The 15,168-nt window shown below is 46.4% G+C and carries 19 protein-coding genes, 2 tRNA genes and 1 pseudogene; 9 read left to right on the plus strand and 13 right to left on the minus strand.

Translation table 11 applies throughout. The features are described from left to right. Nucleotides 1-115 precede the first annotated feature (115 nt). Together ACJHYW_RS22330 and ACJHYW_RS22335 are read left to right on the plus strand one after the other, a co-directional pair. Complete coding sequence (locus ACJHYW_RS22330; protein ID WP_000871291.1) at nucleotides 116-451, plus strand: anti-adapter protein IraM; 336 nt, start codon at nucleotides 116-118, stop codon at nucleotides 449-451. 70 nt (nucleotides 452-521) lie between these two features. After that, nucleotides 522-647, plus strand: a pseudogene (locus ACJHYW_RS22335) (hypothetical protein); the annotation flags it as partial. 84 nt (nucleotides 648-731) lie between these two features. Here ACJHYW_RS22335 and ACJHYW_RS22340 read toward each other — a convergent pair. The 13 genes from ACJHYW_RS22340 to ACJHYW_RS22400 all read right to left on the minus strand — a co-directional run bounded on the left by ACJHYW_RS22340 (nucleotide 732) and on the right by ACJHYW_RS22400 (nucleotide 10,310). Further along, a complete protein-coding gene (locus ACJHYW_RS22340; protein ID WP_000562553.1) occupies nucleotides 732-863 on the minus strand; it encodes a DUF3927 family protein in 132 nt (43 codons plus the stop codon). 499 nt (nucleotides 864-1,362) lie between these two features. Then, nucleotides 1,363-1,439: transfer RNA gene (locus ACJHYW_RS22345), tRNA-Arg, on the minus strand. A gap of 100 nt (nucleotides 1,440-1,539) precedes the next feature. Then, nucleotides 1,540-1,615, minus strand: a tRNA-Ile gene (locus ACJHYW_RS22350). Nucleotides 1,616-1,758: 143 nt separating this feature from the next. Then, nucleotides 1,759-2,580, minus strand: coding sequence for an antitermination protein (locus tag ACJHYW_RS22355; protein WP_033868696.1), 822 nt, complete (start codon nucleotides 2,578-2,580; stop codon nucleotides 1,759-1,761). Continuing rightward, a complete protein-coding gene (locus ACJHYW_RS22360) occupies nucleotides 2,577-2,951 on the minus strand; it encodes a RusA family crossover junction endodeoxyribonuclease (protein ID WP_000904113.1) in 375 nt (124 codons plus the stop codon). Before ACJHYW_RS22360 ends, ACJHYW_RS22355 begins: the two co-directional genes overlap by 4 nt. Before the next feature lie 12 nt (nucleotides 2,952-2,963). After that, on the minus strand, nucleotides 2,964-4,010 hold the full coding sequence (locus ACJHYW_RS22365) for a DUF968 domain-containing protein (protein WP_096001832.1): 1,047 nt from the start codon (nucleotides 4,008-4,010) through the stop codon (nucleotides 2,964-2,966). 1 nt (nucleotide 4,011) lies between these two features. Next, the gene (locus ACJHYW_RS22370) at nucleotides 4,012-4,290 is read right to left on the minus strand and encodes a hypothetical protein (protein ID WP_033868694.1); all 279 of its coding nucleotides are present in this window, start codon (nucleotides 4,288-4,290) and stop codon (nucleotides 4,012-4,014) included. Nucleotides 4,291-4,405: 115 nt separating this feature from the next. Further along, on the minus strand, nucleotides 4,406-5,503 hold the full coding sequence (locus ACJHYW_RS22375; protein ID WP_024190764.1) for a DNA cytosine methyltransferase: 1,098 nt from the start codon (nucleotides 5,501-5,503) through the stop codon (nucleotides 4,406-4,408). Next, on the minus strand, nucleotides 5,496-7,607 hold the full coding sequence (locus ACJHYW_RS22380; RefSeq protein ID WP_021548141.1) for an ATP-binding protein: 2,112 nt from the start codon (nucleotides 7,605-7,607) through the stop codon (nucleotides 5,496-5,498). The genes ACJHYW_RS22375 and ACJHYW_RS22380 overlap by 8 nt, the downstream gene beginning before the upstream one ends. A gap of 576 nt (nucleotides 7,608-8,183) precedes the next feature. Then, a complete protein-coding gene (locus ACJHYW_RS22385; protein ID WP_096001831.1) occupies nucleotides 8,184-8,594 on the minus strand; it encodes a DUF977 family protein in 411 nt (136 codons plus the stop codon). Nucleotides 8,595-8,634: 40 nt separating this feature from the next. Continuing rightward, nucleotides 8,635-9,597: a helix-turn-helix domain-containing protein gene (locus ACJHYW_RS22390; protein WP_000095673.1), complete on the minus strand. Its 963-nt coding sequence runs from the start codon at nucleotides 9,595-9,597 to the stop codon at nucleotides 8,635-8,637. A 22-nt stretch (nucleotides 9,598-9,619) separates the two neighbouring features. Continuing rightward, entirely contained in the window at nucleotides 9,620-10,045 is a 426-nt protein-coding gene (locus tag ACJHYW_RS22395; protein ID WP_000693888.1) for a toxin YdaT family protein, read from the minus strand. Beyond that, nucleotides 10,029-10,310 (minus strand): transcriptional regulator, encoded by a 282-nt coding sequence (locus ACJHYW_RS22400; protein ID WP_000391950.1) that lies wholly within the window; start codon nucleotides 10,308-10,310, stop codon nucleotides 10,029-10,031. Before ACJHYW_RS22400 ends, ACJHYW_RS22395 begins: the two co-directional genes overlap by 17 nt. Before the next feature lie 100 nt (nucleotides 10,311-10,410). Between ACJHYW_RS22400 and ACJHYW_RS22405 the strand changes: the two genes are divergently transcribed. The 7 genes from ACJHYW_RS22405 to ACJHYW_RS22435 all read left to right on the plus strand — a co-directional run bounded on the left by ACJHYW_RS22405 (nucleotide 10,411) and on the right by ACJHYW_RS22435 (nucleotide 15,137). Beyond that, nucleotides 10,411-10,830 carry a hypothetical protein gene (locus ACJHYW_RS22405; protein WP_000362153.1) on the plus strand — a complete coding sequence of 140 codons (420 nt, stop codon included), beginning with the start codon at nucleotides 10,411-10,413 and terminating at the stop codon, nucleotides 10,828-10,830. Between the two features lie 265 nt (nucleotides 10,831-11,095). Continuing rightward, the gene (locus ACJHYW_RS22410; RefSeq protein ID WP_000379575.1) at nucleotides 11,096-11,251 is read left to right on the plus strand and encodes a DUF1391 family protein; all 156 of its coding nucleotides are present in this window, start codon (nucleotides 11,096-11,098) and stop codon (nucleotides 11,249-11,251) included. A gap of 1 nt (nucleotide 11,252) precedes the next feature. Beyond that, nucleotides 11,253-11,381: a protein YdfB gene (ydfB, locus tag ACJHYW_RS22415; protein ID WP_000344928.1), complete on the plus strand. Its 129-nt coding sequence runs from the start codon at nucleotides 11,253-11,255 to the stop codon at nucleotides 11,379-11,381. Between the two features lie 29 nt (nucleotides 11,382-11,410). Continuing rightward, nucleotides 11,411-11,629 carry a protein YdfC gene (gene ydfC / locus ACJHYW_RS22420; RefSeq protein WP_001171942.1) on the plus strand — a complete coding sequence of 73 codons (219 nt, stop codon included), beginning with the start codon at nucleotides 11,411-11,413 and terminating at the stop codon, nucleotides 11,627-11,629. 567 nt (nucleotides 11,630-12,196) lie between these two features. After that, nucleotides 12,197-12,385 carry a cell division inhibition protein DicB gene (gene dicB / locus ACJHYW_RS22425; RefSeq protein WP_000449172.1) on the plus strand — a complete coding sequence of 63 codons (189 nt, stop codon included), beginning with the start codon at nucleotides 12,197-12,199 and terminating at the stop codon, nucleotides 12,383-12,385. Beyond that, nucleotides 12,382-12,570 carry a DUF1482 family protein gene (locus ACJHYW_RS22430; RefSeq protein ID WP_000199480.1) on the plus strand — a complete coding sequence of 63 codons (189 nt, stop codon included), beginning with the start codon at nucleotides 12,382-12,384 and terminating at the stop codon, nucleotides 12,568-12,570. The genes dicB and ACJHYW_RS22430 overlap by 4 nt, the downstream gene beginning before the upstream one ends. Nucleotides 12,571-12,665: 95 nt before the next feature. After that, a complete protein-coding gene (locus tag ACJHYW_RS22435) occupies nucleotides 12,666-15,137 on the plus strand; it encodes an exonuclease (protein WP_096001830.1) in 2,472 nt (823 codons plus the stop codon). The last annotated feature ends 31 nt before the right edge of the window (nucleotides 15,138-15,168 follow it).

Below are 15,168 nucleotides of genomic sequence, written 5' to 3' on the forward strand. Positions count from 1 at the left end.
ATTTAAATAAACAATAAACAACATCAGAAAAATAATTCTGCTCTATGGTTTACAATCAAAAATATCATTTATACTTTTCAGAACATCACCAGCAAGGCATAAACAAGGAAACTAAATGAAGTGGATTGTGATTGATACAGTTATCCAGCCATCATGCGGAATATCTTTTTCAGTCATATGGAGTAAAATAAAATTAATAATCTGGTATCAATCGGATGCTTTCTTACCTCCTGAAAGTATATTTACACTGACTCACACAGGCATCATGCTCAATAACAAAGTGCTACCTGTAACCATTTACAACGTAGTACCATTCAATAAAACATTCTGGAATTTAATCAAAAACAGCCAGGAATGCCCTACAAATACAGATAACGTATTGAATGAATGCTTTAATAACCGTTGCACTCTGCAAATATGTCCTTATGGACTAAAACAACAAAGTCCATAAGGAGTTTACTCACATCTGACAAAATCAATATAAACAGCCCCTCCGGAGAGGGGCTGGAGAGTGGCGCTATGTGCCATTGCATGGTGCCGGGTGCCTCCCGGTGAATTCAGTACCAGCACCTGAATCCGCGATTATCCCATATACCTACTCGCTGATTGCCCCTCCGCACAGGGGGATTCACCATGCCAGTTTCTTTTAACAAACTCCCCGCAAACCAGACAACAATCAACCGCCTGAATTGTGAAGTATTTAAAAATTTCTCCCGCTAACTGATACCCGGCTAACAGTCTGGCGTTTTCTTTTTCAGCAACGGGAAAGCAACAACCACCACACCCGCCACCAGCACACCGTCAGCCAGCACTGACATTATCCGGCTGCTGCAATGCCATTCACAAAAACAGTAAGCAATCACTTTTTACCGTAACCGGTGATAATCCAGATATGTATCTACCCCAGATGAGTAATCCGAAGTTCATCCATACCACAGGTCCTGGCTATTCTGTTGTACTCCTGAACAAGAGCAAATAATTCTGAATTAGCCACCATGAACTCATCGCAAACCCTCTGTATAGCATCACTATTCAGAATAATAACGTCTCTTCCCGAAAGACGATCAGGAGTACAGAACAAAACTGTCAAACGGCTGAAGGCCTTTGCTCGTGCTGCATTGACTATATCAATACGCTGCCTAAGGATGAAACACCCCGACGCCTCATCAATATTCACTCTACCCACACCATATGAATGATAAATATTTAATGCTGAAAAAACCATTAGACCGTATAACAAACACTCAATCAACACTTAACAGAACTTTTATTTTTGACAAACATATAATATTTTCAACAATATCCTGAGCCAGGTATATTTCAGTATAAGGCTCTGCCGGAAGGAATCTGGAAGAATGAATATGGCGCGCTGTACTGGATTCGAACCAGTGACCGATTGCTTAGAAGGCAATTGCTCTGTCCGGCTGAGCTAACAACGCTGAATACCGATAATGGACCGCCATCGGGGACCCGCCCCCGCACCAACAACCCTGTTATCGTGTCGTCTGCTCTTCCTGATAAGCTAATGGCGGTTTGTGATGGTGGCCCTTGCTGGATTTGAACCAGCGACCTGGCGATTATGAGTCGCTCGCTCTCACCACTGAGCTAAAGGGCCGGGAGCAGAATAATAACGGTCCGTAATTAATTCCACAATAAAAAACCCACTCGGCGGCGGGTTGTTGAAACTCTTCTAACGTCAGGCATAAAAAGCCCATCGTTATGACGAATTTACCACAGATTCCGGAAAAATCAACCTTGTTACCTAGTTACCTTTTTTAACTGCCGCTCAGCCCATGCTTCTTCAATATCAAACCGGGTCACCAGCGCATCATAGAATTTCTTAACTGTTTTTTCCCATGACGCGCGTGTTATCTGGTTTGTCACCTCGCATATAGCATTAAATGCCTCCGTTGATGGTAGTCTTTCATAGCCACGACCACCACAACGCTGGCAGTCTCTGATAACAGGCATACCACGTTTTACCGACTCTTCACGGTAAAGGGCGACACCACGCCCACGGCAATCCTTACAGGCGGTGGAAACCTCACCCTTTCCGCCACACTCCGGACAGGCAACTTTTACCACCTCCCTGACTTTTTTCCATTCTTCCCAGTAAGACGGATACACGCCTTTTGTGCACTTTGCCCACACTGGTGGCTTACCATCCGGATACTGGATCTTGTTTGTAAAAACCTCGCTTTCAATAAATTTTTTTCCGTGACAGCAGGGGCACTGTTTTTTGCTCGCCGCGCTACGGGCATAATCTTCAAACGCATACGAAGCCATAATGCGCATCACTACCGGTTTTATTTCTGCCGGAAGTTTTCTCAACGCCGCCACACGATCGCACCGACTGAGTGCATAATCTGCCAGTAATTCTGTTGCCCGCGCCCTGTCATTCATACTGATGCCCATTTTCCCCAGGAACGCAGAAAACCCCATCTCAGCCCGATTCTGTGTCATGCCCTGCGCGGCCATCACATCAGTGATACTCAGCGCATCTTTTGACGTTGAGGCCGATGCATCGGTCAGGCCAGGGGATTTTGGGGAGTAGTATTTCGGTAAATCTTCCAGTTTCATTTTTTGACCTGCCCTTCAAGCATTATGGGGTAAATCTTCACCCCCAGACGTCCACCAGATACTGGCTGACCACGAACGATATTGATTTCATCAAACTGCTCATCGTCCATTAACACTCCCGCATGCGTCAGCGCATCCAGCGGTGCTTTCAGGATATTGTCCAGGTCGCGACGACGCTTATCCGGTGGCTCTGCAATCACCTTTATCGCCAGCCTTCCGGACAGGCTTAATTTCAGCCGCTGCTGGCGAACAATAAGCGCCACAGCCCGGCGATAACGCTTTCCCTCCTCCGAGATAAAATATGTGCTGCCACGGCGTCGCCAGTAAGTGTTCACCGTCGGCGGGTAAGGTAAAACCAAATCTATGAGCATCAGTCACCTCTTTTACCCAAGCACGCCAGTTGCAAAGGCGTGATCAAGAAAACGAAAAATTAAATCAACCTGAGAACCATGCTTTTCTTCGAACGCCAGAGGATCCGCATGAAGCTCGTTGTGATGCTCCCGACACAGCGGTAGCGTGAAAATATCGTGAGATTTTGTCCCCATTCCGCCCTGACCATGACCAATCAGGTGATGGGGATCGTCGGCTGGCTTACCACAACACGCACACGGCTGTGTCTTCACCCAGCGTGTGTATTTCTCGTTAACCCAGCGGCGACGTTTAGGTCGTTTCATGAAAGATTCCGGAGACTCAGGATCAACGGCAATGCTGACCACCGTCTCTTCCTGTGGCGGGTTTTGCTGGTGGGCGTGAGGCAGCGGCGCAAGATTTTTTGTGCGCTGCTTCAGTATGCTGGTGGCGGTCTGCTCTCCCGGTACGATGTCGCTTTCACGGTACATTGAGCGGATTTTTTCCGCACGCAACCCCAGCGAACGACGTAATACCGCTTCCGGTAGCGCGTCCGCCACCTGATTGCGGACCGCCCACCAGGATAATTCAGCCAGCGATAATTCCCGTTCCTGCGAGCCATTCATTGCATGGAGTATGACGTCAATCATCCATGCAGACAGGTTTTGGTGAGCAAGTTGCCCGAGTGATTCGGAGGTCTGGTCGCGCAGCTGGTTGTCGCAGTGCCAGCACAACACCATTGCGCCGGTACCATAACGGTGAATGACGGTTTCACTGTGGTGATAATCGCCGTGTGGCCACTGGCAGGATTTAACATGGCGCAGTAACCAGTCAGACAATGCGCCAGCGCCACCAGCAGCACGAATCACTCGTTCGTCGCTGAAAAATAGCAGTAATGATTTATCCTCCGCCAGCGGCTGGCGAACGGCAGGAACGACCCCGGACGACAGATTACGCATGCTTTTCGGTTCCGGCTCCACCAGTACCCGGGTATTGTGGAATACCGGCATGGATTCACGGCCCGGCTTAACGATCACCAGCCCGAGTTCCGGTACCAGAACAGGTCGAAGTAATACCCGCACGTTACCTCCAGATGCGTTGCTGGAATGTGCGGGACGGACGCGGTGGGCGTTCGGAATAAGGGAGTCTGACGTAGATTATCCAGTGACGATAATCGAGGCTGAGGGCTTTCTTAATCTCGTATCCGTGTCTGCGGTAGCACTGAATTAGCCACTCGGCCTGTTCTTCAGTGCATGGGGGATGCTGGAACCAGTCAGATTTGAAAGTGCGGGAACGCCGCCCGTGCCTGCTGGCAAAGACGGCAGAATCATCAGAATTGTGTAATTTGGTATCGTGCGCCATCGGTTGTCTCTGCTGGCGCAGCAGGTGCCAGTTGTTCAGGCTGGCGTGCGAATTGTAAACCAGAATGCCAGGAAAAAACAAAACCCGCCGAAGCGGGTTTTTTGTACATATAGAATTATGGTATTAATCCAGCTGTTCTTGCTTTATTAATATAATTTTTACAGTGGTTAGCCAAATACTCTGCAAACTTGCATGGAAGTGCATTTCCTATTATGACGCATACTTTATCCATCAAAGCTGTATCAAACACATAGTTATCAGGAAAAGTCTGTAGTCTAGCAGCTTCTCGAACAGAAATAGTACGCGTATCCTCAGGATGTCCATATCGCCCACGGCTTAAAGTTGTGCACCCACCTGTAATCGTAGGCGATACGTCATCCCAAAGCATACGACCATAAACATTACTAAATCCTTTATAGTCGCCTTTATGGCAATCTGGACGGAGTTCTTCGGGAATACACTCCCAAGACATCCCTGGAACAGCCGCTTGTAACCGCTTTATATTGATCTCAGACAAATCCCTAACAATATGCCAACTCGACAATGGAAACTTCCCTTGCTTCTTAGCCTGTGAAAGAGTTAAGGGTTTTGGCATATCTCCAATAGCTTCTTTAACAGTTACCCATTTGGGTTTCTCTCTTCCATCCTTAGAGTGTGATCCATCAGGCAATGGGATGGCAAATCCTTTTCCTGCCAACAGAACAAGCCTTTTTCTGAACTGTGGTACACCAAAGTCAGCTACTTGCAAAACTCCATAATTAACTATGTAACCAAGTTTTTTCAATCTCTCAATTACTGGCGAAAGAAGATGATTTCCCCGGGAAGCTAATCCAGGAACATTTTCCATCATGATTGCTGATGGATTGGTTTCTTCAACCAACCGTAACATCTCGTTAATCAATAAATTACGAGGGTCCTCCCTTTTATACTTGGCAGTGAGACTAGTAAATCCTTGACATGGCGGGCACGCAGATAAAAGATCTAAATGTTGCTCAGGGATAAGATTTAGGATATCACTCCCCTTTACAAACCGAATATCTTGAACAAAGAGTTTTGTCTCACGATGATTTGCTTGGAAAGTAGCGGCGGCATGTGCGTCCAGTTCAACGGCAGCTTTGACATCAAACCCGGCCATTTTTAGTCCCATGGTTAGTCCCCCACCACCGCTAAATAGGTCAACTGCATTCAAACTGGTCACTGTTTTCTCACTCATTATTTCCCAACTTCAACTGTTCTGCCTCATCCAAGAATTCTTGGTGAGTTTGAGTTGTCCTCAGCAAGAACCCTGCCCAATCAACGGGTGTTAGGCGTTTTTCTTCGATGTATGCAGTATAAGCTTTACGACGTGCCCCACTCAAGCGCTCCCCATCACTTACCAGCGTAACGTGAAAATCAGATGCTATTGATTTAAAATCATTATGTCTCTCATCGTTCAAAAACTCCTCGAATGTTTCGAAGTAATTAATAATACGATCCATTTCATCATTGGAAATATAATGATGTGGCTTTTTTATTTCAATTATTTGTAATTTTCCATCCTGACTAAACAATACAAAGTCTGGTCTTTTATTTTTTTTATCAAAATCTATAAGAAATATCTCCTCACCAGTTTTCTTTTTATAAAATTTTTGAAATTCCCTTTTAAGCGTGGACAACGTTTTATTTGCTGTAACTGGGACCCATTGAGGGTTAACTAGCCACGGAGCGGATGCAATTAGATCTTGTAACTCATCTTCTGCTGTATCCTTTGCGTCTTTTAAAGACTCGAGACGCTCAATAATCTGAAGACGCTTTTTGACCTTTTGACCAAAACTAACGGTTTCAGCTAGTTGAGCCGTTGCTAAAATATCGTTGAGAACATTGAGCGGTGTATCCGCTTTACTGGAAGCTTCTATTAACTTCTCATCTAAGGATTGTAATGGTGCTAACATAATACTTAACTGCACTAAATTCTCGAGTGCATCAGGATCATGTAATTCATCACCTCGTAAAGATTTACCCAACAACTTGGCTATTTTTTTAGCCTGTGCTCGCATATCCTTTTGACCGGCTCCAGGGTATGCTTGCTCGACCTTATCCTCCACTTGCGCTAATTCGAAGAATTGATTCATCATATTATTTCTAAGGGGGTCGCGAGTTATTTTACCCACAAGTAAAATAACTTCTTGCCCCCAATTCTGAAATTGCGTTCCTAAATCATCAGACCATAGAATATCCCTTCTATCAGTTTGGATAAGATCTTCTTTTTCGTCTAACCAGTCAGCATGCAACTCACCTACCAAATATGAACGTATAGAGTGCTCTCCAGTAAAACCAGCTTTTCTATTAAAAACTGCTGTTTGCGCAGCAAACTTACCTCGGCAATAAATTCTAACACCTGCCATTAACTCGTCCTTATAAGGCTCTTTCGCGTATGCAATCCAACCTAATATCGGGTAAGCTTTCCCTTCATGTTCAAAACCGGCCTTAACAATTGATGAACGCGTGCCGTCAGGATTAAAAGCCGTATAATCACTTAAATCCGTACAAGAATCTGTCGCAATACTTCCACTCATGGAACGAAATTCAATTTTAGAGTTAGGCATAACAGGAACAGTAAACTCTCCGACCTCAACTTCATAGTCAGGATTAGACTTTGTTTTCGAAGTATCAATCAGTTTAATATTCCAGTTTTTACTCTTCACTCCAAAACGTTGTGAAAGCTGCCGAGATAAATCTTTTATTTCGCTAATTTTTCTATATTCAAAATCACTTAATATTATTTTAGTATAGGTCCTGTCACTTAGTGTGCCGTCTAAATCCCCAGTTTCCGGTTTATAAGACACTGCAGTATCATCCATTATTTTTTCTTTATCTAGCTGAATATGAGCAACCTCATACCCTTCCTTTCCATCACGACTGATTTTTTCCCCACCGGCACTTATAATCTCGACCCTTTTACAAACACCAAAAGGTGCTAATTTCCCAACGCCTTTCCGTCCCATGACTTTGCGGTGAAACACCTTCGAGGTTTCACCTCTTTTTGGATCCTTACGTCTTTCTTTGCCAACAACCAAATAAAAGTTCTGTAGTTCATCAGGCGCCATTCCGACGCCATTATCTTCTACTTCTATTGTGACATTTTTTGACCTGACAACACCATCCTGTCTAACAGCCAAGTATTGGCCCATAGGTGCTTTTATAGTGACATTAGTCGCATCTGCATCGTAACTGTTAGATACTAATTCGGCTATAACAGCATAAGCCCTGTCATATAATTTCACACCTAATTTATCTACTGTCATCCTTGATATCTGCATTTCATATTGACGCGCCATTTAAATATCCTTCTAAAAGAGTATTTTTTGCTCAAAAAGGGGAAGTTTATGTTTGACTAACATAGCAAAAAAACTTTCATCTTCAAGAGGTTCACACCAAAAGAATTTACCTGGTTCACATAACCAGCTGGATTAGTGTTGAGTTTTGGGTAAACCTGAGGATTGAGAAACCAGTACTGATAAATGGGTATCCGCTGTTTTCGTCCCTCTCCTGAGCTACCGTGTATTGAAATGGCATCGACACTATTACATGGTAGGAGGTTGTATGTATGGTTTAGATATTTTGCATCTTTCACAGACACTTTTTACCTTTGCCATATCCTTCCACATTGTTTCTCCGGAAATCACTAACGGTTTGGCATTTGCATAACCATTATCAGCCATAGCTTCTTGCCGTTAACTTCGGTTGCACCTGATTGTTGCTCACCTTCAGGCAATGATGGGTTATATACACGGACTGAGCTCACTGCAGTAACAACCTTCCCAGTCAACTTACCTATGCTTTCAACCATCATCGTAGCGGCATACTTCCGAATTGCTATTATTTCAATTCTGCACCGTTTGCTCAATGTAACGCTACCTAAAACGTCGCCGATAGAACGCCAGCACGCGCTGCATAACTTCGCTCTTCCGGCACTCGCTACAGATTATGTTCTGACGCCTGTCATAACGACGTATTTCTCCATCAGGTAATGACCAGATAAGGTCCGGATCAACCGCAGATGGTTTCTTCAGCTTTGCCCTTGAGAGCTTTTTACGGGCATTTTGCCAGTCCTTACGCGCCTGTTCAGGCGGGAATAACCCGTAACCAGAGTTGTATACATCGCCACTGGCAACCAGCTCTCTGGCCAGAACGCTCATCAGATATCTTGTTGCCCCAGTTTTAGCTTCCAGTTGTCGTAACGTCTCACGCCCACTCTGGCGTACGAGTTCAAGAACCTGCCCTTTAATTTTTTCCCGCTCTTCTTGTGTAAAAACTTTTGCCACAAGCCCTCCTGAAAATTACCTCATGACCAGAAATTAACACTTACCCCCTGAAGCCCGGCGGAATTTCAGTGTCCGGTTCAGAAATGTGATTCACGCAACGCTGCGCAGGCGAACGCCCCAGGCGGATAACCAGTTCATCCCATTTTTCCCGGAGTTTTGCCGGACTCATGATGTTTTTTACCCAGAACGAATCCCGCTGGAGACGCCCAAACATTTCACAAATTTGTCTGTGAGTTCTGCCATCCAGCATCCGCATTGTGCGAACGTCATTGGCCCATGCTGTCCAGTTGGGTTCTTTCGGTCTAGTGATCTCGCCATCATAGCTGGCCGCCTGCTCGTAAAGACTCACGATTCGTCCCCAGATCCACTGTGCGCACACCAAATCTTCCTGACTTCCCCACTGGCGTTTTTTCGCACTGAACACAACCGCGTCAGGGTGTCGGGTTAAAAAATCCTGTTCAGCCGTCTGCGGGTCCGGTTGCGAAGCGTCCGGACAAGAAGATCTTTTATCTGACGGATCAGGTTTTAATACTGACGGATCGGGGTCAATCATCGCCCCCCTAATCGGCAGTTTTTTATCAACAGTTGATCCATCAAAATTTGACGGGTCAACCGTTGAGGGGTCAATATTTGACGGGTCAACTGTTAACGGGTCATTTTTTGCCGGGCTAATTTTTCTTTTCGGTTTATATGACTCACGCGCCGCCGCCGCAGCTGCTTCGAGTTTTTCCACATTAAGCCGATAGATATTGCTTACATTACGCCCACCGACCTTACGCTCTTCCTTCGTCAGCCAGCCCTCTTTCGCCAGTTCTGCAATAGCCGATTTCACTGTGGATTCACTTCTTGCACCGATCTGACGCCGGATAGTTTCAATGGCAGGCCATGACACGCCCTCGTCATTGCTGTAGTCTGCAAGACGGGCCATAACCGCCACCCTGGATAAGATCATGCCGGTGAAGGCGCACCCTTCCCAGACAAGACCATGAAGCTTGCTGCTCATAAAACCCCCGAACACCGTGCTTTTAGTGCATCACCACAGCATTCCCTGCCGGGCCGCCGCGATTCATCTGGTCATACAAAACAACCGCTGACGCAACAAAATCATCGACATCCTTCACCAGCCGATCCCTCCGTTCGACGATCTCACGGTAATATTCAGAACTGTGGCTGCGCATACGGGCCACCAGCAAAGGCGGCATCGCCTTTTCGATCGCCGGTAACAGAGCCTGCATTTTTTCAACAGCATCAGGGGTGTCTTTCTCTACCCAGCGGAAAATTTTCTGGGTATTGCGAGCCAGGGCTTCCGGATGGCTGTCGTCATACAGTTCTGGGAACGTCATACCCAACTCAAAATAAGCCTGGGTTATTCCAGCTGCTGGAACTTTTTCGCCATCAGGACGCGCCCAGGCATTCATCGCCATGCGGATGTGTTCATGCTTGATTTTCATGAATCAAGCTCCTAGAAAGTGGTTGTGTTAACGTTTTGGTATCTTCCAGCTCGGGCCAAATATTCATCCAATCAAAAGGCCTTAGTTGCTGACGTGTAACTTCACCATTACTGGCTCGCTCAATAAGGACACATAACGATGCCCCTAACACTTGACCTTTACTCAATGCCTTTCTTAGATAACCGATGCTGGTACCACACTCGCATGCAAACATACGCTGTTCATCTGACGAAAGAGAATTGAGAAATATTCTTAATTCTTCCATAGCTACTCCTTAGTAAACACAGCAAAGAATACCCACAGGTAAACAAAAGTCAATACCCACAGGTTGTTTACCTTGCGGTAATCGCATCTATTATTTACCTATGGACAAATATGAATTTAGACGACAGCAACTCATCAAAATTCGTGATGAGAAATGCGATGGTAAAGCGGTTAACGTGGCCAGAAAGATCGGGCGCGAGCCTTCTTATGTATCAAGAATGTTGTACCCAGAGGGGAAAAAGGGAAAAAAACGGATCGCTGATGATATGGTGGAGATTATCGAAGAGTCCTTTGGGTTACCCCGGGGATGGATGGATGGTATCGTTTCATCATCAACGAACACAGCCTCCAGTTATGAAACAAGGGTTCTAACGCCACGACAACGTATTTTTTTAGATCTCTTAGACGAACTGCCAGAAAGTGAAGCGGATAAATTATTAAAAACTCTTGAAGAGAAAAAACAGTATTACAATATGATCTACGAAGAAATCCGTAAAAAGAAAGCACAAAACGCATCATAGCTCACCAAACAACTAGTCACCAGTTAAGACACCGCAAAAATTTACCCATGGGTATTTACTTTTTAAATACCTATGGGTATCCTTCTTTTCATACCAACCCACCCCGCCCCACAGAATGCAGGGCAATACTTCGAGTTACCAGGCAGTGGTCAGGGGTTAAGTAGCCAGCCCGAGGCGTAAGAACATGACGGCAGGGTTCAACTTTAATAACTATGCAGCAGGTTTTTGTTCCGCTACCCCGGCGTTAAGGGGAAATGAGGTCAGCATGGATACTATCGATCTTGGCAACAACGAATCTCTGGTGTACGGCGTGTTTCCCAACCAGGACGGCACGTTCACCGCGATGACGTATACCAAAAGCAAAACGTTTAAAACCGAAAATGGTGCCCGTCGCTGGCTGGAAAGAAACTCAGGTGAGTGATATGGATTTCGACACAATCATGGAAAAGGCTTACGAAGAATACTTCGAAGACCTTGCCGAAGGCGAAGAAGCTCTCAGCTTCAGTGAGTTTAAACAGGCGCTTTCCAGCTCGGCAAAATCTAACGGCTGATAAGCGAAGTAGCACCGCGAGGAATCAGTATGCAGAAACGAGAACCCGTCATAATCGCGCCAGACTATACCGATGATGAACTTTATGAGTGGATGCGCCAGAAAATTAATGCAGCGCAGGATCTGAAATGGGCTAATGAAGCCAGGGCTAAGCAGGCTGAAAATCTGTCCGCTCTGGAGCAGGATATCACCAATCTGGAAAAAGCAGCGGCATTAAGCATTGCCAGAATGATTACATACCCGCGTTAATAGCTAACCAACGAAGCTAAGGTTGGTAATTAAGGAGTTCTCCACGGGTGAGGTGGAGTGCGTGCGCCGGACACGGGTGAGCATCCGGCACTGACAGTTTACTGAAAGGATATTTCCCTGAAAAGTCAGACCATAACGCGAAAGCGCACGGCGAGGTAGCTGGTTCATAGATAGCCTGTCGTTAAATTTTCGTCGACCGTGCGCTTCCGGTTGTGGCAACCCGCGAAATGGCGCGGCGGTAAGTATGGCGGGGTTATTCCTTCCCCGTTGAGGACACCGGGTTGCCAGGTTGACCATACGCTTAAGCGACAACCCCGCTGCAACGCCCTCTGTTATCAATTTTCTGGTGACGTTTGGCGGTATCAGTTTTACTCCGTGACTGCTCTGCCGCCCTTTTTAAAGTGAATTTTGTGATGCGGTGAATGCGGCTCAGCGCACGCGGAACAGTTAAAACCAAAAACAGTGTTATGGGTGGACTCTCTGTATCCGGCGTTAATTGTTAACTGGTTAACGTCACCTGGAGGCACCAGGCACTGCATCACAAAATTCATTGTTGAGGACGCGATAATGGAAACGTTATTACCAAACGTTAATACGTCTGAAGGTTGTTTTGATATTGGTGTTCTGCTCAGTAACCGGGAGTTTACGGAAGATGCCATTAAGATGAGAAAATATGAACCTTATCTTCTCAATGATAATTCCATACTTTCCAGAATTGCCCTTCTTGAACTTGGTATTATCGGAGAACAGCAGTGACTTCAGCATTTGCACTGGTGATGACCGTTTTTCTTATAACGGGTGAGCCACAAAATGTGATTACCGGAATTTATGACAGTAAGTCATCCTGCATTCAGGTAAGGGACGAACAAAAAATCCCCGGTGAATGCCTCCCGTTAAAAAAAGTATCGCTGAACCTGAATAACGAAATACCGGCTGGATAACCCGCCAGCCATATTAACGCCATACCAACGGATTAAAAATGCCAGCAATGGCAGGGATTCGTTCACCCTGAAATCTGTAATGAGGTTAAAACAAAATGAGTAAAGTCTTTATTTGCGCCGCCATTCCGGACGAACAGGCAATAAAGGAAGAAGGTGCCGTCGCTGTAGCCACTGCCATTGAAGCCGGTGATGAACGTCGCGCCCGCGCAAAATTTCACTGGCAATTCCTGGAACATTATCCGGCTGCTCAGGACTGCGCTTATAAATTTCTTGTCTGCGAGGATAAACCCGGTATACCCCGCCCTGCCCTCGATTCCTGGGATGCTGAATATATGCAGGAAAACCGCTGGGATGAGGAATCCGCTTCCTTTATTCCGGTCGAACCAGAATCCGATCCGATGAACGTCAATTTTGACAAGCTGTCCCTTGAAGTACAGAACGCGGTCCTGGTTAAGTTCGGTACATGTGAAAACATCACCGTTGATATGGCGATTGACGCGCAGGAATTACTGCAGGAAGACGTTGCTACCTTTGACGGGCATATCGTTGAAGCACTGATGAAAACGCCTGAAATTAACGCTATGTATCCGGAACGCAAACTGTTCGCTATCGGATGGGTTAAACACAAATGTAATCCGGGTGCCAAATGGCCCGAAATTCAGGCTGAATTACGTAACTGGAAAAAACGGCAGGACGCAGAGCGCAAAGAGACTGGAAAATACACGTCTGTTGTTGATCTCGCCCGCGCCAGAGCCAATCAACAGAACACTGAAAATTCAACAGGAAAAATCAGCCCGGTCATTGCTGCCACTCATCGCGAATACAAGCAGACATGGAAAACACTGGATGACGAACTGGCCTACGCTCTCTGGCCTGGTGATGTGGATGCCGGAAACATTGACGGCAGCATCCATCGCTGGGCAAAAAATGAAGTTATCGACAACGACCGCGAAGACTGGAAGCGTATCTCGGCATCAATGCGCAAACAGCCTGATGCCCTTCGCTACGACCGCCAGACTATTTTTGGCCTTGTCCGTGAACGTCCGATCGACATTCACAAAGACCCTGTGGCACTGAACAAATACATTACTGAATACCTGACTACAAAGGGCGTGTTTGAAGATGAAGGAAGAAATCAGAGCGCAACTGATACTCTCTCGTCGCCAGTACCAGAAACTGATGCAGTGGAAACGGCAATTCCGGACAACGAAAAAACCGAATGCAAAGTGGAAGTCGAACCATCTGTAGAGCGTGAAGGGCCGTTCTACTTCCTCTTCACCGACAAGGATAGCGAAAAATACGGTCGCGCAAACAAACTTTCTGGTCTGGATAAGGCACTGGCTGCAGGGGCTACTGAAATCACGAAAGAAGAATATTTCGCCCGCAAAAACGGTACATACTCAGGTTCACAACAAAATACTGGTGCATCTGACACGACCGCACAACCAGAGCCGGTAAAAGTTACCGCTGACGAAGTAAACAAAATTATGCAGGCAGCCAATATCAGCCAGCCTGACGCCGATAAGTTGCTTGCTGCCTCTCGCGGAGAATTTGTTGCAGGGATTAGCGACCCGAATGATCCGAAATGGGTTAAGGGGATCCAGACCCGCGATTCTGTAAACCAGAACCAGCATGAATCGGAACGGAACTACCAAAAAGCGGAACAAAACAGCCCAAATGCGTTACAAAACGAGCCAGAAACGAAACAGCCTGAACCAGTAGCGCAACAGGAACCGGAAAAAGTCTGCACCGCCTGCGGTCAGACCGGCGGCGGCAACTGCCCTGATTGTGGCGCGGTGATGGGCGACGCAACATACCAGGAAACATTCGATGAAGAGTATCAGGTTGAAGTTCAGGAAGATGATCCGGAGAAAATGGAAGGCGCTGAACATCCACACAAGGAGAATGCTGGCAGCGCTCAGGACCACGCCAGCGATAGTGAAACTGGCGAGACGGCAGATCCCTTAATTACGGTGAACGGTCATCACGTTATCACATCCACCAGCAGGACGTGTGACCATCTAATGATCGACCTTGAAACCATGGGAAAAAATCCTGATGCCCCGATCATCTCAATAGGTGCAATATTTTTCGATCCGCAAACCGGAGATATGGGACCGGAATTTAGTAAGACTATCGATCTGGAAACTGCTGGCGGAGTCATTGATCGGGACACCATTAAATGGTGGCTTAAGCAATCACGCGAAGCGCAATCTGCCATTATGACCGATGAAATCCCGTTAGATGATGCACTGTTACAATTGCGGGAATTTATCGACGAAAACTCCGGTGAATTTTTTGTTCAGGTCTGGGGAAATGGAGCCAACTTCGACAACACGATTTTGCGCCGTTCATACGAACGGCAGGGGATCCCCTGCCCGTGGCGTTACTACAACGATCGCGATGTACGCACAATCGTTGAGCTGGGGAAAGCCATAGACTTCGATGCCAGAACGGCTATTCCATTCGAAGGTGAGCGCCATAATGCACTTGATGACGCCCGTTACCAGGCAAAATACGTTTCAGTTATCTGGCAAAAACTGATCCCGAATCAGGCTGATTTTTAATGTTCAACCCCGGTCGTTGCCCACCAGCTAT

The organism is Escherichia sp. WS3063, assembly GCF_046486595.1.
GTDB classification, from domain to species: domain Bacteria; phylum Pseudomonadota; class Gammaproteobacteria; order Enterobacterales; family Enterobacteriaceae; genus Escherichia; species Escherichia coli.